This window comes from Methylobacterium sp. ap11 (assembly GCF_900110515.1).
Classification (GTDB): Bacteria; Pseudomonadota; Alphaproteobacteria; order Rhizobiales; family Beijerinckiaceae; genus Methylobacterium; species Methylobacterium ajmalii.
This window is the reverse complement of record NZ_FOEB01000001.1, coordinates 523581-548937: the sequence shown is the minus strand read 5'-3', so window position 1 is coordinate 548937 and position 25357 is coordinate 523581. Positions and strand designations below refer to the sequence as shown.

General features: G+C 71.3%; 25 protein-coding genes and 1 pseudogene. 9 read left to right on the top strand and 17 right to left on the bottom strand.

Annotated features, from left to right (window positions below; translation table 11 throughout):
- Positions 1–6 precede the first annotated feature (6 nt).
- From ftsH to BMX97_RS02420, 7 genes are all read left to right on the top strand, one after another.
- A complete protein-coding gene (gene ftsH, locus BMX97_RS02450) occupies positions 7–1929 on the top strand; it encodes an ATP-dependent zinc metalloprotease FtsH (RefSeq protein ID WP_091745008.1) in 1923 nt (640 codons plus the stop codon).
- 230 nt (positions 1930–2159) lie between these two features.
- Entirely contained in the window at positions 2160–3503 is a 1344-nt protein-coding gene (gene glmM / locus BMX97_RS02445) for a phosphoglucosamine mutase (RefSeq protein ID WP_091745006.1), read from the top strand.
- Positions 3504–3770: 267 nt separating this feature from the next.
- Positions 3771–4643: an outer membrane protein gene (locus BMX97_RS02440; protein ID WP_091745005.1), complete on the top strand. Its 873-nt coding sequence runs from the start codon at positions 3771–3773 to the stop codon at positions 4641–4643.
- Between the two features lie 178 nt (positions 4644–4821).
- Positions 4822–5661 (top strand): outer membrane protein, encoded by an 840-nt coding sequence (locus BMX97_RS02435; protein ID WP_091745003.1) that lies wholly within the window; start codon positions 4822–4824, stop codon positions 5659–5661.
- Between the two features lie 220 nt (positions 5662–5881).
- Positions 5882–6823: an outer membrane protein gene (locus BMX97_RS02430; protein WP_091745001.1), complete on the top strand. Its 942-nt coding sequence runs from the start codon at positions 5882–5884 to the stop codon at positions 6821–6823.
- A 98-nt stretch (positions 6824–6921) separates the two neighbouring features.
- Positions 6922–7692 carry a glucose 1-dehydrogenase gene (locus BMX97_RS02425; RefSeq protein ID WP_091744999.1) on the top strand — a complete coding sequence of 257 codons (771 nt, stop codon included), beginning with the start codon at positions 6922–6924 and terminating at the stop codon, positions 7690–7692.
- Positions 7693–7799: 107 nt separating this feature from the next.
- Positions 7800–9476 (top strand): acyl-CoA dehydrogenase family protein, encoded by a 1677-nt coding sequence (locus BMX97_RS02420; protein ID WP_091744997.1) that lies wholly within the window; start codon positions 7800–7802, stop codon positions 9474–9476.
- Between the two features lie 86 nt (positions 9477–9562).
- Here the strand turns inward: BMX97_RS02420 and BMX97_RS02415 are convergent, their stop codons facing one another.
- On the bottom strand, positions 9563–9742 hold the full coding sequence (locus BMX97_RS02415; RefSeq protein WP_048427723.1) for a hypothetical protein: 180 nt from the start codon (positions 9740–9742) through the stop codon (positions 9563–9565).
- Between the two features lie 142 nt (positions 9743–9884).
- Here BMX97_RS02415 and BMX97_RS02410 point away from each other — a divergent pair, with 142 nt between their 5' ends.
- Positions 9885–11141: a glycosyltransferase family 4 protein gene (locus tag BMX97_RS02410; protein WP_091744995.1), complete on the top strand. Its 1257-nt coding sequence runs from the start codon at positions 9885–9887 to the stop codon at positions 11139–11141.
- A 35-nt stretch (positions 11142–11176) separates the two neighbouring features.
- A complete protein-coding gene (locus BMX97_RS02405) occupies positions 11177–12646 on the top strand; it encodes a DegQ family serine endoprotease (protein ID WP_091745140.1) in 1470 nt (489 codons plus the stop codon).
- 219 nt (positions 12647–12865) lie between these two features.
- Here BMX97_RS02405 and BMX97_RS02400 read toward each other — a convergent pair whose 3' ends face one another.
- The 16 genes and pseudogenes from BMX97_RS02400 to flgF all read right to left on the bottom strand — a co-directional run bounded on the left by BMX97_RS02400 (position 12866) and on the right by flgF (position 25352).
- A complete protein-coding gene (locus tag BMX97_RS02400; RefSeq protein ID WP_091744993.1) occupies positions 12866–13315 on the bottom strand; it encodes a hypothetical protein in 450 nt (149 codons plus the stop codon).
- Positions 13312–13647 carry a hypothetical protein gene (locus BMX97_RS02395; protein ID WP_060846123.1) on the bottom strand — a complete coding sequence of 112 codons (336 nt, stop codon included), beginning with the start codon at positions 13645–13647 and terminating at the stop codon, positions 13312–13314. Before BMX97_RS02395 ends, BMX97_RS02400 begins: the two co-directional genes overlap by 4 nt.
- 5 nt (positions 13648–13652) lie before the next feature.
- The gene (locus BMX97_RS02390) at positions 13653–14126 is read right to left on the bottom strand and encodes a rod-binding protein (RefSeq protein ID WP_060846122.1); all 474 of its coding nucleotides are present in this window, start codon (positions 14124–14126) and stop codon (positions 13653–13655) included.
- 51 nt (positions 14127–14177) lie between these two features.
- Positions 14178–14597 carry a hypothetical protein gene (locus BMX97_RS02385; protein ID WP_091744991.1) on the bottom strand — a complete coding sequence of 140 codons (420 nt, stop codon included), beginning with the start codon at positions 14595–14597 and terminating at the stop codon, positions 14178–14180.
- Positions 14597–15352, bottom strand: coding sequence for a flagellar biosynthesis protein FliR (fliR, locus tag BMX97_RS02380; RefSeq protein WP_244538237.1), 756 nt, complete (start codon positions 15350–15352; stop codon positions 14597–14599). Before fliR ends, BMX97_RS02385 begins: the two co-directional genes overlap by 1 nt.
- Positions 15349–17436 carry a flagellar biosynthesis protein FlhA gene (gene flhA / locus BMX97_RS02375; RefSeq protein WP_091744989.1) on the bottom strand — a complete coding sequence of 696 codons (2088 nt, stop codon included), beginning with the start codon at positions 17434–17436 and terminating at the stop codon, positions 15349–15351. The genes fliR and flhA overlap by 4 nt, the downstream gene beginning before the upstream one ends.
- Positions 17437–17535: 99 nt before the next feature.
- On the bottom strand, positions 17536–17802 hold the full coding sequence (locus BMX97_RS02370; protein WP_091744987.1) for a flagellar biosynthetic protein FliQ: 267 nt from the start codon (positions 17800–17802) through the stop codon (positions 17536–17538).
- 61 nt (positions 17803–17863) lie between these two features.
- The gene (flgD, locus tag BMX97_RS02365) at positions 17864–18280 is read right to left on the bottom strand and encodes a flagellar hook assembly protein FlgD (RefSeq protein ID WP_060846117.1); all 417 of its coding nucleotides are present in this window, start codon (positions 18278–18280) and stop codon (positions 17864–17866) included.
- A gap of 220 nt (positions 18281–18500) precedes the next feature.
- Positions 18501–18878 (bottom strand): annotated as a pseudogene (flbT, locus tag BMX97_RS33485) (flagellar biosynthesis repressor FlbT); the annotation flags it as partial.
- An 8-nt stretch (positions 18879–18886) separates the two neighbouring features.
- On the bottom strand, positions 18887–19234 hold the full coding sequence (flaF, locus tag BMX97_RS02355; protein WP_091744985.1) for a flagellar biosynthesis regulator FlaF: 348 nt from the start codon (positions 19232–19234) through the stop codon (positions 18887–18889).
- Between the two features lie 58 nt (positions 19235–19292).
- Positions 19293–20333, bottom strand: coding sequence for a flagellar hook-associated family protein (locus BMX97_RS02350; protein WP_177202092.1), 1041 nt, complete (start codon positions 20331–20333; stop codon positions 19293–19295).
- 40 nt (positions 20334–20373) lie between these two features.
- Positions 20374–21831 (bottom strand): flagellar hook-associated protein FlgK, encoded by a 1458-nt coding sequence (flgK, locus tag BMX97_RS02345; RefSeq protein WP_091744983.1) that lies wholly within the window; start codon positions 21829–21831, stop codon positions 20374–20376.
- A gap of 26 nt (positions 21832–21857) precedes the next feature.
- Positions 21858–23114, bottom strand: a complete 1257-nt coding sequence (locus BMX97_RS02340; RefSeq protein WP_091744981.1) for a flagellar hook protein FlgE — start codon at positions 23112–23114, stop codon at positions 21858–21860.
- A complete protein-coding gene (locus BMX97_RS32665) occupies positions 23111–23287 on the bottom strand; it encodes a hypothetical protein (protein WP_177202091.1) in 177 nt (58 codons plus the stop codon). The genes BMX97_RS02340 and BMX97_RS32665 overlap by 4 nt, the downstream gene beginning before the upstream one ends.
- Before the next feature lie 6 nt (positions 23288–23293).
- Entirely contained in the window at positions 23294–24622 is a 1329-nt protein-coding gene (gene fliI / locus BMX97_RS02335) for a flagellar protein export ATPase FliI (protein ID WP_091744979.1), read from the bottom strand.
- A 1-nt stretch (position 24623) separates the two neighbouring features.
- A complete protein-coding gene (flgF, locus tag BMX97_RS02330) occupies positions 24624–25352 on the bottom strand; it encodes a flagellar basal-body rod protein FlgF (RefSeq protein ID WP_091744976.1) in 729 nt (242 codons plus the stop codon).
- Between the last annotated feature and the right edge of the window lie 5 nt (positions 25353–25357).

Genomic DNA, 25357 nt, shown 5'->3' with positions numbered 1-25357 from the left:
TCTTCGATGAACCCCAATTTCCGAAATTTCGCTCTGTGGGTCGTCATCTTCCTGCTGGTGCTGGCCCTCGTGACCCTGTTTCAGAATCCGGGTCACCGCTCGGGCGGCGGGGAGATCGCCTACAGCCAGCTCCTGAACGACGCCGAGGCGGGCCGCATCCAGAACGTGGTCATCTCCGGCCAGGAGGTGAGCGGCAGCTACACGAGCGGCGGCACCTTCACGACCTACGCGCCGAACGACCCCTCGCTGGTGTCGAAGCTGCAGGGCAAGGGCGTGACCATCACGGCCCGTCCGCCTTCCGACAACACGCCGTGGTTCATCGCGCTGCTCGTCAACTGGCTGCCGATCCTGGTGTTCATCGGGGCCTGGATCTTCCTGTCGCGCCAGATGCAGTCGGGCGCCGGCCGGGCCATGGGCTTCGGCAAGTCCAAGGCGAAGCTCCTGACCGAGGCCCATGGCCGCGTGACCTTCGAGGACGTGGCGGGCGTCGACGAGGCCAAGGAGGACCTTCAGGAGATCGTCGAGTTCCTGCGCGATCCGCAGAAGTTCCAGCGCCTCGGCGGCCGCATCCCGCGCGGCGTGCTGCTGGTCGGCCCCCCCGGCACCGGTAAGACCCTGATCGCCCGGGCGGTCGCGGGCGAGGCCAACGTGCCGTTCTTCACCATCTCGGGCTCGGACTTCGTCGAGATGTTCGTCGGCGTCGGCGCCAGCCGCGTCCGCGACATGTTCGACCAGGCGAAGAAGAACGCCCCCTGCATCATCTTCATTGACGAGATCGACGCCGTCGGCCGTCACCGCGGCGCGGGCCTGGGGGGCGGCAACGACGAGCGCGAGCAGACCCTCAACCAGCTCCTCGTGGAGATGGACGGCTTCGAGGCCAACGAGGGCATCATCATCATCGCGGCGACCAACCGCCCCGACGTGCTCGACCCCGCCCTGCTGCGCCCGGGCCGCTTCGACCGCCAGATCATCGTGCCGAACCCGGACGTGATCGGCCGCGAGCGCATCCTGCGCGTCCACGTCCGCAAGGTCCCGCTCTCCCCCGACGTCGACCTGAAGGTGATCGCCCGCGGTACCCCCGGCTTCTCGGGTGCCGACCTGATGAACCTCGTCAACGAGGCGGCCCTGCTGGCGGCGCGCCGCGGCAAGCGCATCGTCACGATGCACGAGTTCGAGGACGCCAAGGACAAGGTGATGATGGGCGCCGAGCGGCGCACCCTCGTCATGACCGAGGACGAGAAGCGGCTGACCGCCTACCACGAGGGCGGCCACGCCATCGTGGCCTTCAACGTCCCGGCGACCGATCCCGTCCACAAGGCGACGATCATCCCCCGCGGCCGGGCGCTCGGTATGGTCATGCAGCTGCCGGAGCGCGACAAGCTGTCGATGTCCTTCGAGCAGATGACCTCGCGCCTCGCCATCATGATGGGCGGCCGCGTCGCCGAGGAGATGATCTTCGGCCACGACAAGGTGACCTCCGGCGCCCAGTCGGACATCGAGCAGGCGACCCGTCTCGCCCGGATGATGGTGACCCGCTGGGGCTTCTCGCCCGAACTCGGCACCGTCGCGTACGGCGAGAACAACGACGAGGTCTTCCTCGGCATGCAGGTCAACCGGCAGCAGAACGTGTCGGAGGCCACCGCCCAGAAGATCGACGCCGAGGTCCGCCGCCTGATCGAGGCCGGCCTGCAGGATGCCCGCCGCATCCTCAGCGAGCGGCACGCCGACCTCGAGGCCCTGGCCCGCGGCCTCCTCGAGTACGAGACCCTGTCGGGCGACGAGATCCGCGATCTCATCAACGGCAAGCCGCCGGTGCGCGACGCCGGCGACTACCCGACCAACCCGAGCCGCGGCTCGCCGGTCCCCTCCGCCGGCCGCGGCCGGTCGCGGGAGAACGACGGCGGCTACGAGCCCCAGCCCCAGGCCTGACGGCGCGGGGCGACCGAACAAGCCGGGGCGGGCCAAAAGTCCACACCGGCCGGTTTTCGCGGCGAGGGGCGGCGGGAGAAATCCCGTCGCCCCTTGTCGTTGTGGCAGAGCCCCAAAATAACCCAACCAGCGTGTGACCGCGTCCGGCCTCAAGAGGCGGCGGCGGTCGCCGCGCCCCGAGCGGCGCGGCCCGGCGCCGACGGCCCGGACGGGACAGGGAGACGACGAGCGTGCGCAAGTATTTCGGGACCGACGGCATCCGGGGCCGGGCCAACGGCGTGATCACGCCGGAACTCGCGCTCAAGGTCGGCCAGGCCGCCGGGCTCGTGTTCCTGCGCGGCGACCACCGCCACCGGGTGGTGATCGGCAAGGATACCCGGCTGTCGGGCTACATGATCGAGACGGCGCTCGTCGCCGGCTTCACCTCGGTCGGCATGGACGTGATGCTGCTCGGCCCGATGCCGACGCCGGCGGTGGCGATGCTGACCCGCTCGATGCGCGCCGATATCGGGGTGATGATCTCGGCCTCGCACAACCCGTTCGAGGATAACGGCATCAAGATCTTCGGGCCCGACGGGTTCAAGCTCTCCGACGAGGTCGAGCGCGAGATCGAGCGCCTGATCGACTCGAATCTCCAGACCAAGCTCGCCGGCTCGAACGACCTCGGCCGGGCCAAGCGGATCGAGAGCGTGCATGCCCGCTACATCGAGTTCGCCAAGCGCACCCTGCCGCGGGCGCTGACCCTCGACGGCCTGCGGGTGGTGGTCGACTGCGCCAACGGCGCCGCCTACCGGGTGGCGCCCGAGACCCTGTGGGAGCTCGGCGCCGAGGTGATCGCCATCGGCACCGAGCCGGACGGCTTCAACATCAACCGCGACGTCGGCTCGACCGCCCCCGAGGCGCTCGTGAGCAAGGTACGCGAGCTGCGCGCCGATATCGGCATCGCGCTGGACGGCGACGCCGACCGGGTGCTGATCGTCGACGAGAAGGGCCAGCGGGTCGACGGCGACCAGCTGATGGCGGTGGTCGCCCGCTCCTGGCAGGAGGACCAGCGCCTGACGAAGAACGGCATCGTCGCCACCATCATGTCGAATCTCGGCCTCGAGCGCTATCTCGGAGGCTTGGGCCTCGGCATGGTCCGCACCGCCGTCGGCGACCGCTACGTGCTCGAGCACATGCGCGAGCACGGCTACAATCTCGGCGGCGAGCAATCCGGCCACATCATCATGTCGGACTACGCCACCACCGGCGACGGGCTGGTGGCGGCGCTCCAGCTGCTCTCGGTCGTGCAGCGCCAGCAGCGCCCGGTGAGCGAGGTCTGCCACTGCTTCGAGCCGCTGCCGCAGGTGCTCAAGAACGTGCGCTACGGCGCCGGCCGCGAGCCGCTGCGCCAGGACAGCGTCGTCACCGCCATCGAGGGGGCCCGGCAGCGCCTGGGCGAGGGCGGCCGCCTCGTCATCCGTCCCTCCGGCACCGAGCCGGTGATCCGCGTGATGGCCGAGGGTGACGACCGCGACCTCGTGGTCCAGGTCGTCGACGACGTGATCGAGGCCCTGCGCAAGGTCGCGGCCTGACAGGCTGCGCGGCGCGCCTCGCCCCCGGTCGATCCATCCGGGTCGACTGCTCCGGTCCATGGTGATGCGCGGGCCCCCGCCTCCGTTCGGGGGAGGGGGATCCCGCGCCGGCCCTGCATCCCGCGCGCCGCAATCTCGCGAGAAGGCAACGATTTCTCAGGCATAAGGCTTAACGTTAAGGTCGGGTTTACCGAACGCGGCAAGAGTCGTGACGTCTTCCGGAACGGCCGCCCGATCTCCAGCGGCCCTTCGCAACAGGGAACCGTCATGGGCCGCAGCAAGCCACTCGCGCTGGCGCGCATCTTCACGCTCGCTGCGAGCGTGGCCGCGCCGGGGCTCGTTCACGCCGCCGACCTCCTGCCCCCGCCGCCGATGCCGCTGCCGCCCCCGCCGGTCGAGATCGGCGGCAGCTGGTACCTGCGCGGCGATGTCGGCGTCGGCATCCTCGATCTGCGCAAGACGGTCGTCGAGGACGTCTCGACCCCGCGCGTCCCCTACAAGTACACCGCGATCGAGGATCACGTCGGCGACCAGGCCTTCGTCGGCGTCGGCGTCGGCTACCAGTACAATCCCTGGCTGCGCTTCGACGTCACCGGCGAGTACCGCACGAAGGCGGAATGGCGCTTCCTGGCCGAGGACCGGTCCTACGACACCCGCGGCGGCTACAACCTCACCACGGGCAAGTTCTCGTCCGTTGTCGGCTTGGCGAACGGCTACGTCGATCTCGGCAACTGGTACGGCATCACCCCGTTCGTCGGCGCCGGCGTGGGCTTTGCCCACCACATGTTCGGCGGCGTGACGGACCAGGGCCAGGGCACCTATGCCGGCGGCCTCGGCTACGGGCGCGCCAAGGACAAGACCAACTTCGCCTGGGCGGCCCATGCCGGTCTGAGCTACGCGGTCACGCCCAACCTCAAGCTCGAGCTCGCCTACCGCTACCTGAACATGGGCGAGGCCGAGACCGGCGTCGTCGGCTGCCTGCCGAGCTGCGCCCTCAAGACGGTGTACCGCGCCAAGGAGCTCGAGTCGCACGATATCAAGCTCGGCATGCGCTGGATGTTCGGCGCGCCGATCGTGACCGCCGCCTACGAGCCGCCCCCGCCGCCGATGCCGATGGCGCCGCTGGTGCGCAAGTACTGAAGAGCCTCGCACACGTCCGCCCCCGCATCGGGGGCGGGCGGCGCGGCGAAAGGCGCTTAAGGTTAAGGGCCCGCTAACCTTGGGGCCCTAATCCTCGTCATCGGGCCCGCGGGTCCATCCGACACGATCACGACGTACGCCCCGGCTGAGGAGCCGACCGGGCAGAAGAGGGCGCCCCATGGCACGGTTCGGTCACTGCATCCCGGTCGCGGCCTTCGGGCTCGGCCTGCTCGGCGCCCCGGCCCTCGCCGCCGATCTGCTCCCGGCGCTTCCGCCGCCGCCCCCGCCGCCGGTCGCCCCGGTGGAGGTCGGCTCCGGCTGGTACCTGCGGGGCGACTACACGGCGAGCGACTTCCGCCACCCGAAGGACGGCACGCTGCCGGGCACCGACGGCGCGCCCCTCGTCGGCTTCCGCATGGGGAACACCGACGGATACGGCGGCGGCATCGGCTACCGCTTCAACAGCTTCCTGCGCGCCGACGTCACCATCGACGGACGTACCCACAGCCGCTTCCGCGACTATTCCTCGCGCACCCTGTTCACCGAGGGCTTCAACACCGAGGCCGGCAAGATCGACGTCCTGACAGGACTGTTCAACGTCTACGTCGACCTCGGCACCTGGTGGGGCTTGACCCCGTATGTCGGCGCCGGCGTCGGCATGGCGAGCAACCGCTTCCGCGATGCCTGGACCGGCACGACCTGCTACACCACCGCCTGCGGCGGCGGCGTCGACGGCGTGTACAAGCTCGGCGGCCAGGGCTTCGACGTGCGCGCCAACCACACCGCGATCGGCCTCGCCTGGGCGGCGATGGCGGGCATCTCCTACGAGATCGGTGCCGGCGTGAGCGTCGATGCCAGCTACCGCTACCTCAGTGCCGGCAAGGCGCGCTCGGGCTTCGACGCCTACGCCCAGAACACCCGCATCAAGGACATCACCGCCAACGAGTTCCGGGTCGGCCTGCGCTGGGCCTTCGGCAACGGGCTGGCGCTGCCGGGGCTCGGTGGGCTGACCTACTGAGCCTTCATGCCGACGGTTGCCGGGGAGCGCCGCCGGCACCGCGCATCCGCCGTTGCCATCGACCGAACCGCCCGGTGCGCCCGTCGCACCGGGCGTTTGACTTTGGGGCAGCGCCTCGTGAGAACCATTTCCAGGAAACGCAATATTAAGGTTACCGAGTCATTCTGCCCATAACGGCGCGGCGACGACTGCCGATCGAATGGCCGGGGGCGGGTCCACCATGCGTTTCGCGATTCTCGGAATTCTGGCCGGTCTGGGCCTCGGCGCACCGCTGGCGGCGCAGGCCGCCGACCTCGATTTCGGGGTCCTGCGCGGCGGCGACTACGACCCGGTCGCGGCTCCGTCGCCGACCGTCTGGGACGGCATCTATGTCGGCGGTCATGGCGGCTGGTCGAGCGCGAGCTTCGGTTTCGGTTCGGTCTACCAGCCGATCGTCGCCGACGTGCTGCGGGCCCGCGCGATCGAGAGCGACCTGCAAGCCTCGACGCTGCTGCACGCCGGCTCGGTGCGCCGGGACGGGGTGAGCTTCGGCGCCTATGCCGGCGTGAACTATCAGTTCGACGACGCGGTCTTCGGCATCGAGCTCGACTACACCCATTCCGGAATCACCGGGCGGGCGCTGACCAACACGATCGGTCGCAGCATCACCAGCAGCAACGGTGACTACCGCGCCATCAACCTGCGCGGCGACGCCTCGACGGAGATCGGGGACTACGCCACGATCCGGGCGCGGGCCGGCTACGCGATGGGCAACCTCATGCCCTACGTCACCGGCGGTCTCGCCATCGGCCGGGCTCAGGTCACGGAGCGCGTCTCGGTCCAGGCCTACGAGTTCGACCAGACGACCTACCGCGCCAACCAGTCGATCGCCGACCCGTCGAAGCGCACCCCGCTCTGGAATGCCGGCTACCGCACGTTCGATCAGTCCGATGCGACCTTCAACCCCTACGCGCCGACCGCGGGCCAGCTCCTCGCCCCCGTCGTGGTGGGGCGCACCAAGGAGAAAATCGTCGGCGGCTTCGCGGCGGGCGCGGGCCTCGAATACGCAATCACCCCGGGCCTCATCCTGCGCGCCGAGTACCAGTACGTCCTGTTCAGCGATTTCGACGGCCACAAGTCGAACATCAACACCGTGCGCGGCGGTGCCGCGGTGAAGTTCTAGAGTTCGCCCACGGCGAGCGCTTGCGGGCGCGGCTCCGCCGCGCCACCCTGCCGGGCCGCCCCGCGAGAAGAGGCGGACCGAAGGGCAGGAGATTCCCGATGCAGCGTCTGGCCGGCAAGGTCGCCCTGGTGACGGGCGGCGCGCGGGGGATCGGGCTCGCGATCGCGCGGCGCTTCGCCCGCGAGGGAGCCGCGGCGGTGATCCTCGCCGACATCGACGAGGGCGAGGCCGAGCGCGTGGCGCCGGAGAATCCCGCCTTCCATCCCTGCGCCCTCGACGTGACGAAGGACGAGGACTGGACCCGGGCGGTCGACCGCACGGTCTCCCGCCACGGCGGCCTCGACGTGCTCGTCAACAATGCCGGCATCGCCGTCGTCGGCACGATCGAATCCGTGACCCTGGAGGAGTGGCGCCGGGTCCAGGACGTCAACGTCGACGGGACCTTCCTGGGCTGCCGCCACGCCGTGCGGGCGATGAAGCCCCCGGCCGGGCGGGGCGGGGCGATCGTCAACCTCTCGTCGGTCTCCGGCATCGTCGGCGGACACAACCTCGCCGCCTACAACGCCTCGAAGGGCGCGGTGCGGCTCCTCACCAAGTCGGTCGCGCTGCATTGCGCGCGCCAGCATTACGGCGTGCGCTGCAACTCGATCCATCCGGGCTTCACCGAGACCGACATGCTGCGCGACCTCGCCGCCGGCAGCCGCTACAGCCCCGAGGAGCTGCGCCAGCGCCTGCAGGCCTCGGTGCCCCTGGGGCGCAACGCCGCGGCCGACGAGATCGCCGGTCTCGCCACCTACCTCGCCTCCGACGAGGCCGGCTTCGTCACCGGGGCCGAGATGGTGATCGACGGCGGCGTGACCGCCCAATAGACGGGTGCCCCGAAAGTCGGAACCCGGCGGCAGGCTGCCCCCTCTACAGGTCGCCGATTCGCGGCTATTTGTATGCGCCGCAGCAAGATTGACCGGAGACCTGACCGATGTCCGCCCAGGCCGCCCCCGCCCCGACCGACCTCGTCACCCTCGCGCAGGAGGCGGGCCTTTCCGCGAAGGCGCTCGCCGCGGATGCCGCCCGGCGCGTGCGCGCCGGCCTCGTCGGGGCCGACGGCCGCCTGTCGGGGGAGCGCCTCGAGGCCGAGCAGCACGCCGCCCACGGCCTCGCCTGGCTCTCGACCTACGCCGAGGCGATAGTCCAGCTCGGCGCCTACGCGGCCCGCCTCGCTGGTGAGGGGCGCTTCGGCGAGACCGAGACGCTCCTCGTGCGCATCGGGCTCGGCGAGTACCTGGAGCAGCTCTTCGGCGGCATCCCGATGAGCCAGGGCGAGATGGTGCGCCCGACGACGTCGCTCGGCCTCAAGGCCCAGGAGGTGGCGCGCCACCGCTCGGACGCGGTCGAGACCCTGATCGCCGAGGGCAATACCGCCAGGAACCGCGCCGCCCTGGTGCGGCTGATCCGCGAGGGCGTCGCCGCCGCGACCGTCGGCGACAGCGGCCTCGACGAGGACATGGAGGCGATCCGCACCGAGATGCGCCGCTTCGGCCAGGCCGAGGTCGCGCCCCACGCCCACGAGTGGCACCTCGAGAACGCCTACATCCCGCTCGAGATCATCGGACAGATGGCCGAGCTCGGCGTGTTCGGCCTGACGATCCCCGAGGAATACGGCGGCATGGGCCTGCCGAAGATCTCGATGTGCGTGGTCTCCGAGGAGTTGTCGCGCGCCTATATCGGCGTCGGCTCGCTCGGCACCCGCTCGGAGATCGCGGCCGAACTCATCCTCTGCGGCGGCACCGAGGAGCAGAAGCAGCGCTTCCTGCCCAAGATCGCCTCGGGCGAGATCCTGCCGACCGCGGTCTTCACCGAGCCCAATACCGGCTCCGACCTCGCCTCGCTCCGCACCAAGGCGGTGAAGGACGGCGACACCTGGCGGATCCACGGCAACAAGACCTGGATCACCCATCCGGTCCGCGCCGACCTGATGACCGTGCTGGTGCGCACCAAGCCCGAGGAGCCGGGCCACAAGGGCCTGTCGCTCCTGCTTGGCGAGAAGCCCCGCGGCACCGACGAGGATCCCTTCCCGGTCGAGGGGCTGTCGGGCGGCGAGATCGAGGTGCTCGGCTATCGCGGCATGAAGGAGTACGAGCTCGCCTTCGACGGGTTCGCGGTGCCGGAGGGCAACCTCCTGGGCGGCGTCGAGGGCAAGGGCTTCGCCCAGCTGATGCAGACCTTCGAATCGGCCCGCATCCAGACCGCGGCCCGGGCCGTCGGCGTCGCCCAGGCGGCCCTCGACGTCGGCCTGCGCTACGGCGAGGAGCGGGTGCAGTTCGGCAAGCCCCTGGTGTCGTTCCCGCGGGTCGCCGACAAGCTCGCCATGATGGCGGTCGAGATCGCGATGGCCCGCCAGCTCACCTACTACGCCGCCCACCAGAAGGACGAGGGCAAGCGCTGCGACCTCGAGGCCGGCATGGCGAAGCTGCTCGCCGCCCGCGTCGCCTGGGCGGCGGCCGACAACGCGCTCCAGATCCACGGCGGCAACGGCTTCGCCCTCGAGTACCAAGTGAGCCGCCTGCTCTGCGACGCCCGCATCCTGTCGATCTTCGAGGGGGCGGCCGAGATCCAAGCCCAGGTCATCGCCCGGCGCCTGCTCGAGGTGCAGTGAGGCGAGGGGGCCGGCCGAGCCCCCGACGCGACGACGGCACGCGGGGGTCGCCCCGCGCGCCGTCGTTCCGGGCAACCGACCCGGGGTTACTTGGTGATCTTCACCGAGACCGGATCGCTCGACGGGAAGGTTTCCTCCAGCCCCTCGTCGAGGCGCTCGCTGAGCTTGCTCTGCTGGTTCTCCGGCCGCGCCTTGTCGTCCGGGGAGGCGCTGTCGCGGCGGAAGCCGGGCTGGTCCTGGTTCGGGGTCTTGGTGTCGTCGGCCATCGGGGCCTCCATGGGTACGGCGTCCCGGCACGGGACGGGTTGCCCGGCTAACGCGCGGGGTGAGCGCCTGTTTCGTCCGCCTCGCGCTTAACCGCGCGGTGGCGCCTCGCCGGCTAGGATGCGCGGGTGAAAGGGCCCGCCGATGCACGCCGTCATCCTGACGAATTTCGCCACGCCGAAGGGCGGCGCCGAGAAGGTCGCGATCGAATCCGCCCGCGGCCTTGCCGAGCGGGGCGTCGCCGTGACGCTGGTCCACGGGGTCGACGGCCCGGCCGACCCGCTGCTCGATCACCCGGGCATCCGCCGGGTGTCCCTGGGCCTCACCGACGTGTGGGAGCGGCCGGCCTGGCGCGGCGCACTCGAGGGGATCTGGAGCCGCGAGGCGGTGCGCCGCCTGGACGCGGCCCTGGCGGCCCTGCCGGACCGGCCCGACGTGCTGCACCTGCACCAGTGGACCCGCTCGCTCTCGCCGGCGGTGTTTTCCGTGCTGGCGCGCCAGCACGCCCCGGTGGCCGTGACCCTCCACGATTACTTCCTCGCCTGCCCCAACGGGGTCTATTACCGCTTCGACACCGCCCAGCCCTGCTCCCTGCGGCCGTTCTCGCCCGGCTGCCTCGCGGCGTCCTGCGATCCGCAATCGCGTGCCCACAAGGCGGTGCGGCTGGTGCGCGGCTTCGTCCAGATGGCCGCCATCTTTCGCGGCTTCGCGCGCCGGCCGCTCGCCCTGGTCCACGTGTCCGACGGCAGCCGGGCCCGGCTCGAACCGATGCTGGCCGGCGGGCCGTTCTTCCACCACCGCATCGACAACCCGGTCCGGGTCGAGCGCGCCGCCCCGGCCGATCCGGCCGGCGGCGACGCCGTCGCCTTCGTCGGCCGCTTCACCCGCGAGAAGGGGGCCGACCTCGTGGCGCAGGCCGCCCACCGGGCCGGGCTGGCGTCGCTGTTCGTCGGCGACGGGCCGCTCGCGGAGGAGTTGCGCGCCGTGCCCGGCGCCGAGGTGGTCGGCTGGCGCGCACCCGCGGAGGTCGAGGCGCTGCTGCGGGCCCGGGCCCGGGCCGTGGCGGCCCCGTCGCGCTGGCTCGAGACCGGGCCGCTGACGATCTACGAGGCGCTCGCCGCCGGCATCCCGGCGGTCGCCTCCGACCGGGCCGGCGCCGGAGAGAAGATCCGGAACGGCGAGACCGGCTTCGTCGTCGCGCCCGACGTCGCGGCGCTCGCGGAGGCGTTCGGTCGCTTGACGGACGACGCCCTGGTGCGCCGCCTCGGCGCGGCCGCGCACGAGCGCTACTGGGCGGCCCCGATGACGCTCGCCGCCCACGCGGCGGCCCTGTGCGACCTCTATGCGGGGATGACGGGAGCCGCCGAGGCGCCATCTTTTCAGCGCAGTGCTGTCATGTGAGAGAGCACCCAGACACCGACAGGACACGAATGCCGATGCGCCGCCCGACGACCTCCCTGCTGCTCGCCGCGCTCCTCCTCGGCGCCGCCCACCCGGCAGGCGCGCAGGCCGAGTCGGTGCCGCCGTTCCGCGCCCTGCAGGACAATCGGCAGGACAACCGCACCGTCCCCGAGTCGAAGGCGCAGGTGCAGCTCTCCTTCGCGCCGCTGGTCAAGCGCGCGGCGCCCAGCGTGGTCAACGTCTACGGCACCCATGTCGAGAAGCGCGCCGCCAACCGCGGCGCCATGGACGAGTTCCTGCGCCGCTTCTTCGGCGATGCCGGCCCGAACCTGCCGCAGGAGCGGGCGCAGCGCTCGCTCGGCTCGGGCGTCATCGTCGATGCCTCGGGGCTGATCGTCACCAACAACCACGTCATCGAGAACATGAACGAGGTGAAGGTGGCGCTGAACGACCGGCGCGAGTTCGAGGCGCAGATCCTGCTGCGCGACCCCCGCACCGACCTCGCGATCCTCAAGATCAAGAGCCCGAGCGGCGGCCTGACGCCGATGGAGATCGGCGATTCCGAGCACCTGCAGGTCGGCGACTTCGTGATCGCGATCGGCAACCCGTTCGGCGTCGGCCAGACGGTGACGCAGGGCATCGTCTCGGCGCTCGCCCGCACCCAGGTCGGCTCGGCCGATTACCAGTTCTTCATCCAGACCGACGCGGCGATCAACCCGGGCAACTCGGGCGGCGCGCTGGTCGACCTCAACGGCGGCCTCGTCGGCATCAACACGGCGATCTACTCGCAGTCCGGCGGCAGCCACGGCATCGGCTTCGCCATCCCCGCCAGCATGGTCAGGGCGGTGGTGGAGACCGCCAAGGGCGGCGCCAAGACGGTGCGCCGGCCCTGGCTTGGCGCGCGCCTCCAGCACGTCACCCCGGACATCGCCGAGAGCGTCGGCCTCGACCACCCGACCGGCGTGATGGTCGCCTCGATGCAGCCCAAGAGCCCGGCCGAGGAGGCGGGGCTCAAGCGCGGCGACGTGATCCTGGCGGTGGACGGCCAGACGGTCGACGACCCGGAGGCCTTCGGCTACCGCTTCGCCCTCAAGGGCATCAAGGGCGAGACCAAGCTGACGGTCCTGCGCGGCTCCAGCCGCACGACGGTGCCGGTGCGCCTCGGCCCGGCGCCGGAGACCCGCCCGCGCGACGCGCTCAAGGTGAAGACCCGCTCGCCCTTCCTGGGCTCCACGGTGGTCAACCTGTCGCCGGCGGTGATCGAGGACCTGCAGCTCGACCTGCCGGCCGCGACACAGGGCGAGGGCGTGATCATCTCCGAGGTCGAGGCCGGCACCGTCGCCAACCGGGTCGGCCTGCAGAAGGGCGACATCCTGATCGCCGTGAACGGCACCCCGGTCGCCACCACCAAGGACCTGGAGCGGGTCACCCGCGCCACCGCCCCGATGTGGGAGGTCACGATCAACCGCGGCGGGCAGCAGATGACGTCGGTGTTCGGGGGGTAGTTCCCTAAATCCAGTTCTCCCCTTGTCCCGGATGACTAAAGCGTCAGCGGTAAGAGATGCGGGAACCAGGGGAGATGTGCCGCGCATCGGCTCCGTATCGTGGCACCGTTGCAGACGGGCGGACGCTTCGCCCGTTCTTGTGCTGGTTCCCGGATCTCCTTCCGCTGACGCTTCAGTCGTCCGGGAAAGGGTCGTCGTGGCTGTCAAAAGCGGCGGGATCTACGACCGCACTTCCCGCTTCGCGACAAAATTGATCTCGTCCACTAGCACGTCCTTGACGACATCGCCGCCGAGACGCTCGTTGACCTTCGCCCGCACCTCGGAGAGGCGCTTGGTGATGTCGTACTTCGCCAATTTGCGGAAATCGAGCGCCGGGTCGCCGTAGATCTGGCGGAAGGCCTCGTCGACCACGAAGGCGTTGGGCGGGACCGGCAGGGTGTGCATCAGCTTGGCGTCGGCGGTGAAGACCAGCACCGCGATGACGTAGCCCTGGACGCGGCCGTCCGCGATCATCGGGATGTTGATCGGGGCGAGCTTCTGGTACTGCAGGCCCTCGAGATAGGGCTCGGTCTTCTTGCCCGAGAAGATGCCGCCGCCGAAGGTCACCGCGCCGTAGCACGACGCGATGGTGACGGCGCAGATCCACAGGCCGGTGATCAGGATCTTCATGACCGCAGGCTCGTGCGCGCGCTGTAGGTGCCGTCGGAGTCGCGGGCGAGCGCGGCCTGGGTCAGGGTGTCGTCGATCTCTTCCAGCGCCCGCAGGTGCAGGGCGACGACCTGCTGGTTGCGGGCGAGCTTGTCGCGCAGCCGCGCCAGGTGGATTGCCTCGGTGGTGTCGAGGGCGGCGGGATCGAGGTCGCGGGTGAGGCGGGTGAGCTCCAGGAGGCCCTGGCTCTTGCGGCGGTTGAGACCGTCGAGGTCCAACGGCGCGCGGGTCTCCAGCGCCTCGGTCTCCTCCTCGACGACGGCCTCGAGCCGCTTGATGCAGGCGAGCAGCATGGCGGTCAGACCTTGGCCGCCGGGTTGGCGGCATCCGTCGGCGCGGCCGCGGGGGTGCCCGGGTGGGCGGCGTTCAGCATCTTGGCGATGCCGATGCCGCCGGCCTTGGCGATCTGCGTGCCGATCTGCTCGGCCAGCATCGACTTCCAGATCCCGCCGGCATTGCCCTTGCCGTACACGGTCTCGGACTTCTCCGGCATCATCGCCTCGACGAATTGCTGCAGCACCAGCCCCTCGAACTTCTTGTAGGGGTCGCTGCCGGCACCCGACATCGCGGTCTGGTTCTGCAGGCCGGTGAGGGCGCCGCGGGCGTCGAGCGGCATGTGGGTCGAGAGCCCGACGTCGCGGGCCGCGTCCGCGAAGGCGGTCGCGCCGGCGCTGCCGGGCTGCGACAGCTTGGCGGCGGCCTCCTGGAAGCGCGCCGGATCGGCGGCCCGGGCGACGTCGAGCACGATGTCTGAGGGCGGGGAGATGCTCATCGGCAGTCGGGTCCGGACTCGTTCGGTGAACGGAGTGTTACCGCGCCTGGCTTACGGGAGGCTTGCGTCGGGAGCCGCGCCGGGCCGGGCGGCCAGGCCGTCGAGGCGCTCCAGGTCGGCGCGCTTGTCGAGCTCGCGGCGGTGGTCGTCGGCCCGGCGCTCGGCCAGCGCCTCGGCGCGCTTCTGGGCGAGCCCGCGCTCGCGCACCGCCTCGGCCTGGGCGGCGGCCTGTACCTCCACCGCGGTGGCCTGCGCGGCGAGCCCGCGCAGGCGCCGGGCGGTCGCCTCCAGCAGCATCGGGCCGTGGGCGCTCTCGGACAGGGCGGCGAGCAGCCGCGCCCGGTCGGCCTCGAGCGCCGCGGCGCGCTCGCGGGTCGCCGCGAGCTCGATCTCCGCCACCCGGCGCATCTGCTCCTGCACCGCGACGAGGCGCTTGGCGCGCTTGAGCCGGTCGCCGGCGCCGGCCGCCATCAGCCGCGCACCAGCCAGGCCGCGTAGCCGAGGAGGAACTGGGTCATGAACTCGCCCGCCAGGAAGTAGAGCATCAGGAGCCCGCCGAACATCACGAACGGCGTGGCAATGAAGTAGACCGGGATCGTCGGCGTGAGCTTGTTGACGAAGCCGGCCGCGAGGTTGACCAGGATCGAGTAGATGATGAACGGCGCGGTGATCCGCAGCCCGAGCATGAACGCGCCGGCGACCTGGTCGACGATCCGGGTCAGAATGATCTGGCTGCCGACGCCCTCGCCGGGCGGGATGCGGGCGTAGGATTCGACGAGGCCGCGAAACAGCTCCCAGTGCAGGTCGGCGGCGAACAGGAGCGCGGTCGCGGTCAGCAGGATCAGCGCCTCGACCGCCGGAACCGGATCGGTGCCCTCGATCGGCGTGCCCGGCATGCTGCCGAAGCCCACCATGGTCGAGGTCGCGTTCATCACCGTCTCTAGCACCAGGATGAAGACCCGGCCGAGGAAGCCGATCATCAGCCCGGTCAGGGTCTCGGTGGCGATCCAGGCGAGGGTCTGGGCCGGGGCCTGCCCGGCCAGCCGCGGCTCGAATTGCGGCACGATCAGGGGCGCGATGGCGAGCGAGACGGCCCCGGCGATGAGAAGGCGCACCTGCTGGGGCACCCGGGGGCTGGAGAAGCCCGGCACCACCAGGAGGCAGCCGCCGACCCGGCAGAAGATCAGGAAGACGGCGAGGAAGCTGTCCGGCCCGATCCCCGTCACGAGACCGTGCCCAGCGACTTGATCTCGACGCCCCGCGCGATCTCGAGGTGCGAGAGCACCGGGAGGGTCGGGAAGATCCGCTCGATGATCATCCGCACGTAGGGCCGGGCGTCGGGGGCGGTGACGAGGGCGAAGCCGTGCGCCTCGCGCATCCGGGCACGGATCGCCTCGGAGGCCTCGGTGCCGAACTGCTCGACGAGGCGCGGGTCGATGTCGAACTCCACCACCTCGCCCTTGGCGTCGCGCTTCAGGCTCTGGTGGAACGACAGGTCCCAGCTGGCGCCCAGGCGAAGCACGCTGAGCACGCCGTTCTCGGCGAGGTCGCCGCAGATCTGCTGGGCCATGCGCATCCGGACGTGCTCGGCGATCTGCTCGGCCCGGCGCGCATGCGGGGTGATCTCCGCGACGGCCTCCAGGATCAGGTGCAGGTTGCGGATCGAGACCCGCTCGGCGAGCAGCAGCTTGAGCACCGCCTGGAGGCCCGAATAGGAGATCTGCGAGGGGCAGATCTCGTCGAGCAGGCGCTTGTACTCGGGATCGAGCCGGTCGAGCAGCGCGCGCATGTCCTTGTAGGACAGGAATTGCGGCAGGTTGTTGCGGATCACCTCGGAGAGGTGGGTGAGCAGCACCGAGGCGCCGTCGATCGGCTCGAAGCCGCCGCGGCGGACCTCGCCGGCATAGGAATCCATCACCCAGAGCGCCTTCATGCCGAAGGCGGGCTCGCGCACCTCGTCGCTCGGCACGTCGGGGCGGGGGCCGTCGCCGACCACCACCAGCATCTCGCCCGGGCGCAGCTCCTGGCTCGCCGCCACGGTGCCGTGGATCAGGATCTGGTAGCTCTTGGGCGGCAGCGCCAGGTTGTCCGAGACCTTGATGTCCGGCACGACGAAGCCGTACTGGCGGGCGAACTTGCGCCGCATCTTGGCGACCCGGTGGCCGAGCTCGGACTGCGAGGCCTGGATCTGCGAGCCGGCCTGGCGGCCGAGGCTGAGCTCGATCTCCGGGGTCTTGAGCGAGTCCTTGACCGAATCCTTCTCCTTCGCCTCGGCCTGGCGGACCGCCTCCTCGGCCTTCGCCTTGGCCTCCGTCGCGGCGGCCTGCGCCTGCAGGCGGCGCGGGATGGTGCGGGCGATGAAGAACAGGAGCCCGCTCAGCGCCATGAAGGGCAGGAAGGGCAGGCCCGGCACGAGCGCGAACACGCCCATCATGGCGGCCGCCACGAGGAGCGCGCGGGGATAGGCGCCGAGCTGGCCGATCACCGCCTGCTCGGCGGTGCCCCGCGTGCCGCCCTTCGAGACCAGCAGGCCGGCGGCGAGCGAGACGATCAGCGCCGGGATCTGCGAGACGAGGCCATCGCCGACCGAGAGCTTGGTGAAGATGTCGGCGGCGGTGCCGAGCGGCAGGCCGTGCCGCGTCGTGCCGATGATGATGCCGCCGAAGACGTTGACCGCGATGATGATGAGCGAGGCGACCGCCTCGCCGCGCACGAACTTCGACGCGCCGTCCATCGAGCCGAAGAAGGCGCTCTCCTCCTCCAGTTCCCGGCGGCGGCGCTGCGCCTCCTTGTCGTCGATCAGCCCGGCATTGAGATCGGCGTCGATCGCCATCTGCTTGCCGGGGATCGCGTCGAGGGTGAAGCGGGCGCCCACTTCCGCGATGCGGGTCGCGCCCTTGGTGATGACCAGGAAGTTGACGGTGATCAGGATCAGGAAGACCACGATCCCGATCACGAAGTCGCCGCTCATCACGAACTGCGAGAAGCCCTGGATGACGTGGCCGGCGGCGTCCACGCCCTTCTGGCCGTTGGCCAGGATCAGCCGCGTCGTCGCGATGCCGAGCGCCAGGCGCAACAGCGTGGCGATCAGCAGCACGGTCGGGAAGGCGGAGAATTCGAGCGGCTTCTGGATCCAGAGCGCCACCATCAGGATCAGCACCGACAGGGCGATCGAGAAGGCGAGCCCGACATCGATGAGCAGCGCCGGCACCGGCAGGAACAGCACCGCCAGGATCGCCACGATGCCGGCCGCGAAGCCGAAATCCCGCCGCGACTTGCGTTCCACCGCCAGTGCTGCGCCCGCTGCCATGTCCCGACCACCCTTCGCCAAGGCTCACGCGGCACGGAGTGCCGTACGGCATCCTTTGCCGCCGCAAGCTTGCGCGAGGGTTGGGAGGGCGATCGAGCGCTAGAAACCGGTCGCGATGCGCCCGTAGGCGGCCTCGGCGAAGGTGTAGATCTGCCCGCCGATGAAGGTGCCGGTGACGAGGAGGACGAGCAGGATCACCACGATCTTCGGCACGAAGGTCAGGGTGACCTCCTGGATCTGGGTCAGCGCCTGCAGCAGACCCACCGCGATGCCGACCAGCATCGCGGCGCCGACCGCGGGACCCGCGGCGACGATGACGGTCCAGATCGCGGCCCGGACGAGTTCGAGGGCGTCGACCTCGTTCATGGAATACCGATCATGGGATGTCGATCACGGGTGACCGCTCGCGGAGGCCTGTCGCGGCATCCTACTGGATCGTGATGCCGGAGGTCAGCAGTACGTCGGCGCCGCTGGTGAGCCGCGCCTGGACCCCGTCGGCGGTCACCTTCACCGACTGGACGGTGCCGGTCACGGTGCCGTCGGCCGAGGTGAGGGTGCGGCCGATCACCGAATCGGCCTGGTCGAGGAAGCTCGAGGCGAGCAGCGAATCGAGCTTCTGGTTGGTCTTCGTCGCCTGCTCGACCTGCGAGAAGGTCGCCAGCTCGCCGACATACTGCGTCGAGTCCATCGGCTTGGTCGGATCCTGGTTCTTGAGCTGCGCCACGAGCAGCGTCAGGAAGGTGTCCGAGTTCATCGAGGAGGCGACCGAGCTGGTCGCCTTGGCGGCGGCGGCGGCGGTCGAGGTCACGCCCCCGGTGGCGCTGGTGGTGCTGGCGACGGTCATGTCAGGCTTCCGGATCGTGGGCGGGCAGGGCCGCCGCCGCGGCGAGGCGGCCGGCGACCGGCGGGCGGCGCAGCGGCCGCTCGCGCGGGCGCTCGACCCCGCGGGGGCGGCGGCCGAGGGCGGAGAGGGTCGGCAACGGGGACGGGGCGGCGGGCGGGACCGGCTCGGAGCGCGCCGCCGGGTCGGCGAGGGCTGCCGGGTCCGCGAAGGCCGCCGCATCGGCGGCCAGGAGAGCGGCCTCCAGGGGATAGAGCCCGCGGATCATCTTGAGCGCCTCGAACAGGCGCCCGGCCGCCACCAGGGCGTCGGCCGAGGCCAGCCCCTCGCGCAGGGCCGGCTCGCCGGTGGCGGCCAGCAGCCCGTCCCGGATGCCGTCGTAGAGCGCCCGCGCGGCCTGGGCCTTGGCGGGCTCGATCAGGAGGGTCTGCGCCGCGAAGTAGAGCTGGCGCAGCGGCGTCGTCGCCTCCTCGGCCTGGAGGACGTGGCTCTCCAGCAGGAAGGTGGCGTCGTTCATGAGCTCGATCGCCACCTTCCGGTCGACCCGCAGCACGGCGCCGTTGATGTAGATCCGTTCCCCGGCTCGCAGCGACAGGCGCATGGTGCGGCTCACCGCAGCCCGTCGCGGATCGAGGTGTTCACCTCGATCAGCGCCGCGAGGCTGCGCTCGGGCGAGCGCAGGACCTCGCCGGCCTCCTGCATCGTCCAGGCGCCGATCTGCACCAGGTCGGCGCGCAGGGAGGCGGGCAAGGCGTTCTCGGGCTCGAGCAGGTCGGCGATCAGGACGTTCCAGAGCTCCTGCACGAAACCGACGGCCGCGGTCCGCTCCGGCCCGGCGAGGCCGCGAGCCTCCACGTCGCGCAGGAGGGTGAGGGCCCGGTCGAAGGCGGCGCGCTCGCGGTCGCGGCCGACCTCCGGGGCGTCCTCCAGGATCTCGGAATAGGAAAAGCGGTACATCGAGCCGATGCCTCGTATGTGTCAGCGCGTGGGGTCGGCGTGGCGCGGCGGGGGCGCGCTACGAGATGTATTTCAGCAGGGACAGGCCCTGGAGCTGCGCGGTCAGCGAGTACGACATCTGAAGCTGGGTCGTCGCGGCGTTGAGCCGGGTCTTGGCCTCGGCCGGGTCCACGGCCTCGAGACCTGCGATCTCCTTCGTGACGAGGGCCGACTGCGCGTCGAGCCGGGCGTTGGCGTCGGTGATCCGGGCCTGGGCGCGGCCGAGATCGGCCTGGAGCGACACCAGCCCGGCGCTGCCCTTGCTCAGGAGGCTCATCGCCCGGTTGGAGACGACTGCCTGGGCCTCGGCCGAGAGGCCGGTCATGCCGAGCGACGACACCAGGGCGGCCTCGGCGAGCCGGCGGAACGCCGTCTCGTTGGCGCCGACCGAGGTGGTGACGGTCTCGGTGAGGGAGATCCGGCTGGTGATGGGGGTCGAGGAGGCCTGCGACCAGGTCGTGCCCCAGTTCGGGTCGGCGAACTGCGCCGCGACCGTGCCCTCGAGGAAGCCCTGGATCTGCGCGGCCGTCAGGCCCGCGGTCCGGGCATCCGACGGCGGGAAGCCGAAGGCGTTCTGGAACGCCGCGACCGCGTTGGTCTTGGCCACCGCCGCCGCGCCGTCGCGGATCGGGCTCGCGCCCGTGTTGGTGCCGGAGAACAGCGACTGGCCGTTCGAGGTCGCGTTGAGGAGGCCGGTGAGCGTCGCCAGGGTGTCGTCGGCCGAGGCGGCCATCGCGGCGACGCGCTGGTCGGCGGGCAGACCGGTCAGGGTGGCGAGCCGGGCATCGGCCGCCTTCTGCATCTGCTGCAGGTTGGCCTGGCTCGCGTTGAGGCGGGAGGCGGTGAGGCCGTTGCCGTCCTTGAGGGCGGCGATCTCCGCCGCGCTCTGGCGCAGGGAGAGGCTGCGGCCGACCTGGCCGCCGAGGGACAGGCCGACATCGGCGAAGCGTCCGTCGGCGATCTCCTGGGTGGCGTTCGCGATCTCGGCCTGGAGCCGCCCCGACGCGCTGCGGGGGAGGTTCCACAGGCTGAGGCTGGAGATGTAGCTCGTGGTCATCATGGCTGGCAGGGCTCTGTCTCTGGATCGCCGCGAAATAGCCTCACCGCACCGCGGCGAAGAGGGTCTTCAGCAGGTCGTCCACCATGGTCAGGATCTTGGCCGAGGCGGTGTAGGAGCGTTGGAGCTGCAGGATCTGCGCGGTCTCGTCGTCGCCGTTGACGCCGGCGACGTTCGACAGGGCCTCGGTGGCCCGGCCGAGCAGGGTCTTCTGGTAGTCGGCGTCGTTCGACGCCGCCTTGCGGCTCGCCTCGAGCCAGCCGGCGGAATCGGCCGCGAAGCCCGCGAGCGTCGCGGTCTCGCGCAGGGACGGGCCGGGATCGAAGCTGCGCGCCGCGGACAGCCCGCCGGTGAGCGCGCGCAGGCGCCCGGCATAGCTCGCATCGGTCGAGGGGTTGGCCCGGTAGCCGCCGCCGTTCATGCCGCCGTCGCGCAGGAGCGTGACGTCGCCGCCGGCCTGCGGGTCGATTGCGGCGTTGAGGGCGATTCGGCTCGCCAGCCCCGTCTGCGAGGCCGGCAACGCGGCGCCGGACCCTGCGGTGAACAGGCCGGCCAGCGGCCCGACATAGGCCGGCGGGCTGCGGGTATCGGCCTCCTGGAACGTGTCGACGAGCGCTCCCGCGATGGCGTCGAGCTGTCCCTGGTAGGCGACGGCCGTCTCGTCGCGCAGGGCCGCGAAGCCGGCGAGCTTGCCGCTAGCGATCCGCATCGGCGAGGTGGCGCCGGTGACCGGCACCCCGTCGACCATGACGGCCGCCCCCTGCGTGCCCGCCGGGAAGCCGGCGCGCGGCGAAAAGCTCACCGTGCGGGCGCCGCGCTCGTAGAGCGGCACGCCGCTGTCGGTGTAGATCGCCATGTCGCCGCCCGACCGGTCGGAGACGGTGATGCCGACCTCCTCGGAGAGCTGCGACAGGACCCGGTCGCGCGCGTCGAGGCTGTCGCTGATGTCCTGGCCCGCGGCGGTGCCGCGCATCACCGCCCGGTTGGCGGTCTCGAACTGGCCGAGCAGGTCGTTGATCCGCGAGACCGAGTCCGCCATGCCCTGGTCGGCCTGGGACCGGACCTGCTCCACGGCCGAGGCCGCGGCGTTGAGGCTCGCCGCGAGGTCGCGGGCGCTCTCGACCGCGGCCCGGGCGAGGTTGGCGTCGTCCGGGCGGTTGGCGGCGGCCTGCAGCGCCGCGTTGAGGGCGCCGAGCCGGGCGGCCGGCGAGCCGGCATCGCTGGTGTCGCCCACCGTCTTCGACAGGGCGGTGATGCCGTCGAGGAGGGCCTGGCGCTCGGCGGCGCCCGAGGACGCCGCGAGCTTGCGCATGAACAGGGCCGCGTCGCTCGCCCGGGTGACGACGACGGTCGTCCCCCCGACCCCGCTCACCAGGCTGACGACCTTGCGCGAGTAGCCGGGATCGTTCGCCCCCGCGGTGTTGCGCGCGGAGGCGGCGATCTGGCTCGACGTCGCGAGGAGCGCCGATCGTGCCGAGTCGAGTGCGAGCGAGAGGCCCATCTGTCAGCTCCCGGTGGCCGTACCGGCTACCGCTTCAGGTTCATCAGGGTGTCGAGCATCTCGTTGCCGGTCGTGAACACCTTGGAATTGGCGGTGTAGACCGACTGCGACTCGATCATCGCGGTCAGCTCGGTGCTGACGTCGACGTTCGATTGCTCGAGGGCGCCGGACTTGATGCCGCCGCGGCCGTTCTGGTTGGCGAAGCCGACCTGGATGTCGCCGGAATCGACGCTGACCTGGTAGACGTTGCCGGAGCGCGGCTGGAGGTTGTCCGGGCTCTTCACGGTGGCGAGCGGCACCTTGAAGGCAGCGAGCCGCGTGCCGTCCTCGAAGGAGGCGTAGACGGTGCCGTCGGCGCCGAACTCGGTGCCGGTCACCGCCGCCGGCGCCTTGCCGTCGGCCTTGCCGTCGACGCTGTAGTCGCCGGCGAGCTGGTTCAGGCCCGAGAAGTCGAGGGTGATGTTTTCGCCCGCGCCGCCCGGGGCGGTGTTGAGGGTGATCGACTTGGCGGTGCCGGTGCCGGCATTCGCGAGCCGGCCCTGCGCGTCGAAGCTGAGCGTCGCGGTGCCGAGCTGGCCGGCGGCCGGCAGGGCCGGGGTGGAGCCGGCCGGGGTCGGGTTGGCGGCGGCGTTGTAGATCGAGGCGGTCCAGGTGCCGCCGGTGTTCTTCGACAGGTAGACGTCGAGGGTCTGGCTCTTGCCGAGCTTGTCGTAGGTCACGAGCGAGTACTTCTTGGCGTACTGGCCGCCGGGCGTCACGGCGCCGTCGAGCGGCAGCTTGCCCGACAGGCTGGCCTCGGTGGTCGGGGTCGCCCGGGTGCTGACCGACGCGAGGTTGATCGGCACCATGTCGGTGACGCTGTTGAGCGTCGGGTTGGGCTCGCCGTCGAGCAGGCTGTAGCCCATCAGGGTCATGCCGGCGGCGTTGGAGAAGTTGCCGGTGACGCCGTCGACCTTGAAGTTGCCGGCCCGGGTCAGGTAGGGCGCGCCGGACGGGTCCTTGACGACGAAGAAGCCGTTGCCGTCGATCGCGAGGTCGGACTTCGAGGTCGTGGCGTTGAGGGTGCCGCCCTCGGTCACCGACCGGCGCACCTTGGTCTCGACCGAGCCCGAGTTGTAGTTGCCGCCGGCGCTGTCGGCGATCAGCAGCGACGAGAACTCCGCCGAGCTGCGCTTGTAGCCCGTCGTGCCGGAGTTCTGGATGTTCTCCGCCACCGTCGAGATGCGGTTCGACTGGGCGTTCATGCCGGAGACGCCGGAGCGGAGCACGCCGATGAGACTCATTGCGGGACCTCGTTCGTCAGGATGCGGGGCCGGACTTGCCGGGCGGCGGGGTTCTGCTGGTCGGGCGCGGGCGGACGGGCCGCCTGCGGCAGGGTTTCGGCCGGAATAGACCCGCGCAGGCTTGCGCGGGGCTTGGAGGGGAGCGCCACGAGGCGCGGGAGCCGGATCGCCATCGTGCGTCAGCCCCGCAGCGACTGGGCGAGTTCGAGGAACGCGTCCTGGCTCGCGGGCTGGGACGGATCCTGGCGCAGGGCGTCGTAGATCCGCGGCACGAGGCCGATCGCCTGGTCGAGCTCCGCGTCGGTCCCGGCGCGATAGCCGCCCATCAGGCGCAGGTCGCGGGTCTCCTCGAACCGGGCCATCATCGCCCGGAGCTTGCGGATCAGGTCGCGCTGCTCGGGCGTCCAGACCTCGGTGGCGAGCCGCGAGATCGAGCCGAGGAGGTCGACCGCCGGGTAGCGGCCCTGCTCGGCGATGGCCCGGTCGAGGACGACGTGGCCGTCGAGCGTGCCGCGGATGCTGTCGGCGACCGGATCGTTGTGGTCGTCGCCGTCGACCAGCACCGAGAACACCCCCGTGATGGTGCCGCGGCCCTCCAGCCCCGGGCCCGCCCGCTCGAGCAGGCGCGGCAGGTCGGAGAAGACGCTCGGCGGATAGCCGCGGGCCACCGCCGGCTCGCCGGCCGCCAGCGCCACGTCCCGGGCGGCGTGGGCGTAGCGGGTCACCGAATCGACGATGAGCAGCACCGACTCGCCGCGGTCGCGGAAGGATTCGGCCACCGCCAGCGCCACCTTCGGCGCCTGGCGGCGCATCATCGGACTCTCGTCGCCGGTCGAGACCACGACGACGGCGCGGGCACGGCTCGGCGCCAGCGCGCCCTCCAGGAACTCGCGCACCTCGCGCCCGCGCTCGCCCACCAGGGCGACCACGACGCTGTCGAAGCCGGTGGCGCCGGCCAGCATGGCGAGCAGGGTCGACTTGCCGACGCCGGAGCCCGCGAAGATGCCGATGCGCTGGCCGGCGCAGAGCGGGGTGAAGAGGTCGAGCGCCCGGACGCCGGTGCGCAAGGGCGCGCGCACCCGGGCGCGGCCGAGGGCCGCCGGCGGGTCGGCGTCGAGGGGGCTGGCGCGCTCGCCGTGGACGAGGGGGCCGGCCCCGTCGACCGGGCGCCCGAGCGCGTCGATGACCCGGCCCTTCCAGCTCGGGTCGGGCCGCAGCTCCGCCGGGCCGAGGCGGCGGGCGAGCGTGCCGATCCCGGCCTCGATCCGGCTCTCGTAGGCCTTCAGCGTCGCGCCCTCGGCATCGACCCGGACGATCTCGCCGACCTGCTCGCGGCCGCCGGCCTCGAAGGCCATGCGGTCGCCCAGGCGCACGAAGGGCGAGACGCCGCCGATCCGGCAGGCGCTGGCGGTGACCTCGCGGATCGGGCCGCCGATCCGCACCAGCGCGCCGTCCCGGCGGGCGGCCGCCATCGTCTCGGCGAGGCGCGCGAGCGGATCGGCCGTCATCCTAGCTGCCCTGCGGCGAGAGCGACTTCACGGCGCTCTGGAGGGAGGATTCGGCCTCCGCGGTCGCGGTGGCGGCGCTCTCGAAGGCGCGCTGGATGGTGATGAGCTTCGTCATCTCCATGATCGGGTTGACGTTCGAGCCCTCGACGTAGCCCTGGACCACCCCGATGCCGGTGAAGTCCTGGACCGGGCGCGCCGGCAGGCTGGAGGTCACGGCGTTGCCGGGCGCCCGGGTGAGCGTCGCCTTCTTGTCGAGGATGAAGACGCCGAGCGCCCCGACCTGGTTGGTGCCCTGGAAGATGCTGCCGTCGCGACCGATCGTCGGGGGGCCCTGCTGCGGATCGAGGAGCAGCGGCGAGCCGCCCGGATCGAGCACCGGCTGACCGGTGAGGCTGCGCAGCTGGCCGGTGGCGTCCATCGTCAGGCGCCCGTCGCGGGTATAGGCGGGGCCGGACTGGCCGCCGATGGCGAGCCAGGCATCGCCCTGGAGCGCGACGTCGAGGGGCGAATCGGTCTTCGTGATCGGGCCGGAGGCTCGCGACAGGTAGGTGTCGCCGGAATTGACGAAGGCCACCGCGCCCTTGGTCGCCTGGGCGAGGAGCGCCGAGAACTTGGTCTCCTCGGCCCGGTAGCCCGCCGTCGACATGTTGGCGACGTTGTTGGCGGTGGTGGTCAGGCGCTTGTCGAGGGCGACCTGGGCCGACAGGTTGACGTAGAGGCTGTTCTGCATCGCCG

Coding starts and splice junctions, on each gene's coding strand:
- ftsH (WP_091745008.1), top strand. CDS start 7: ATGAACCCCAATTTCCGAAATTTCGCTCTGTGGGTCGTCATCTTCCTG.
- BMX97_RS02440 (WP_091745005.1), top strand. CDS start 3,771: ATGGGCCGCAGCAAGCCACTCGCGCTGGCGCGCATCTTCACGCTCGCT.
- BMX97_RS02435 (WP_091745003.1), top strand. CDS start 4,822: ATGGCACGGTTCGGTCACTGCATCCCGGTCGCGGCCTTCGGGCTCGGC.
- BMX97_RS02430 (WP_091745001.1), top strand. CDS start 5,882: ATGCGTTTCGCGATTCTCGGAATTCTGGCCGGTCTGGGCCTCGGCGCA.
- BMX97_RS02425 (WP_091744999.1), top strand. CDS start 6,922: ATGCAGCGTCTGGCCGGCAAGGTCGCCCTGGTGACGGGCGGCGCGCGG.
- BMX97_RS02420 (WP_091744997.1), top strand. CDS start 7,800: ATGTCCGCCCAGGCCGCCCCCGCCCCGACCGACCTCGTCACCCTCGCG.
- BMX97_RS02415 (WP_048427723.1), bottom strand. CDS start 9,742: ATGGCCGACGACACCAAGACCCCGAACCAGGACCAGCCCGGCTTCCGC.
- BMX97_RS02410 (WP_091744995.1), top strand. CDS start 9,885: ATGCACGCCGTCATCCTGACGAATTTCGCCACGCCGAAGGGCGGCGCC.
- BMX97_RS02405 (WP_091745140.1), top strand. CDS start 11,177: ATGCGCCGCCCGACGACCTCCCTGCTGCTCGCCGCGCTCCTCCTCGGC.
- BMX97_RS02400 (WP_091744993.1), bottom strand. CDS start 13,315: ATGAAGATCCTGATCACCGGCCTGTGGATCTGCGCCGTCACCATCGCG.
- BMX97_RS02395 (WP_060846123.1), bottom strand. CDS start 13,647: ATGCTGCTCGCCTGCATCAAGCGGCTCGAGGCCGTCGTCGAGGAGGAG.
- BMX97_RS02390 (WP_060846122.1), bottom strand. CDS start 14,126: ATGAGCATCTCCCCGCCCTCAGACATCGTGCTCGACGTCGCCCGGGCC.
- BMX97_RS02385 (WP_091744991.1), bottom strand. CDS start 14,597: ATGGCGGCCGGCGCCGGCGACCGGCTCAAGCGCGCCAAGCGCCTCGTC.
- flhA (WP_091744989.1), bottom strand. CDS start 17,436: ATGGCAGCGGGCGCAGCACTGGCGGTGGAACGCAAGTCGCGGCGGGAT.
- BMX97_RS02370 (WP_091744987.1), bottom strand. CDS start 17,802: ATGAACGAGGTCGACGCCCTCGAACTCGTCCGGGCCGCGATCTGGACC.
- flgD (WP_060846117.1), bottom strand. CDS start 18,280: ATGACCGTCGCCAGCACCACCAGCGCCACCGGGGGCGTGACCTCGACC.
- flaF (WP_091744985.1), bottom strand. CDS start 19,234: ATGTACCGCTTTTCCTATTCCGAGATCCTGGAGGACGCCCCGGAGGTC.
- BMX97_RS02350 (WP_177202092.1), bottom strand. CDS start 20,333: ATGATGACCACGAGCTACATCTCCAGCCTCAGCCTGTGGAACCTCCCC.
- flgK (WP_091744983.1), bottom strand. CDS start 21,831: ATGGGCCTCTCGCTCGCACTCGACTCGGCACGATCGGCGCTCCTCGCG.
- BMX97_RS02340 (WP_091744981.1), bottom strand. CDS start 23,114: ATGAGTCTCATCGGCGTGCTCCGCTCCGGCGTCTCCGGCATGAACGCC.
- BMX97_RS32665 (WP_177202091.1), bottom strand. CDS start 23,287: ATGGCGATCCGGCTCCCGCGCCTCGTGGCGCTCCCCTCCAAGCCCCGC.
- fliI (WP_091744979.1), bottom strand. CDS start 24,622: ATGACGGCCGATCCGCTCGCGCGCCTCGCCGAGACGATGGCGGCCGCC.
- flgF (WP_091744976.1), bottom strand. CDS start 25,352: ATGCAGAACAGCCTCTACGTCAACCTGTCGGCCCAGGTCGCCCTCGAC.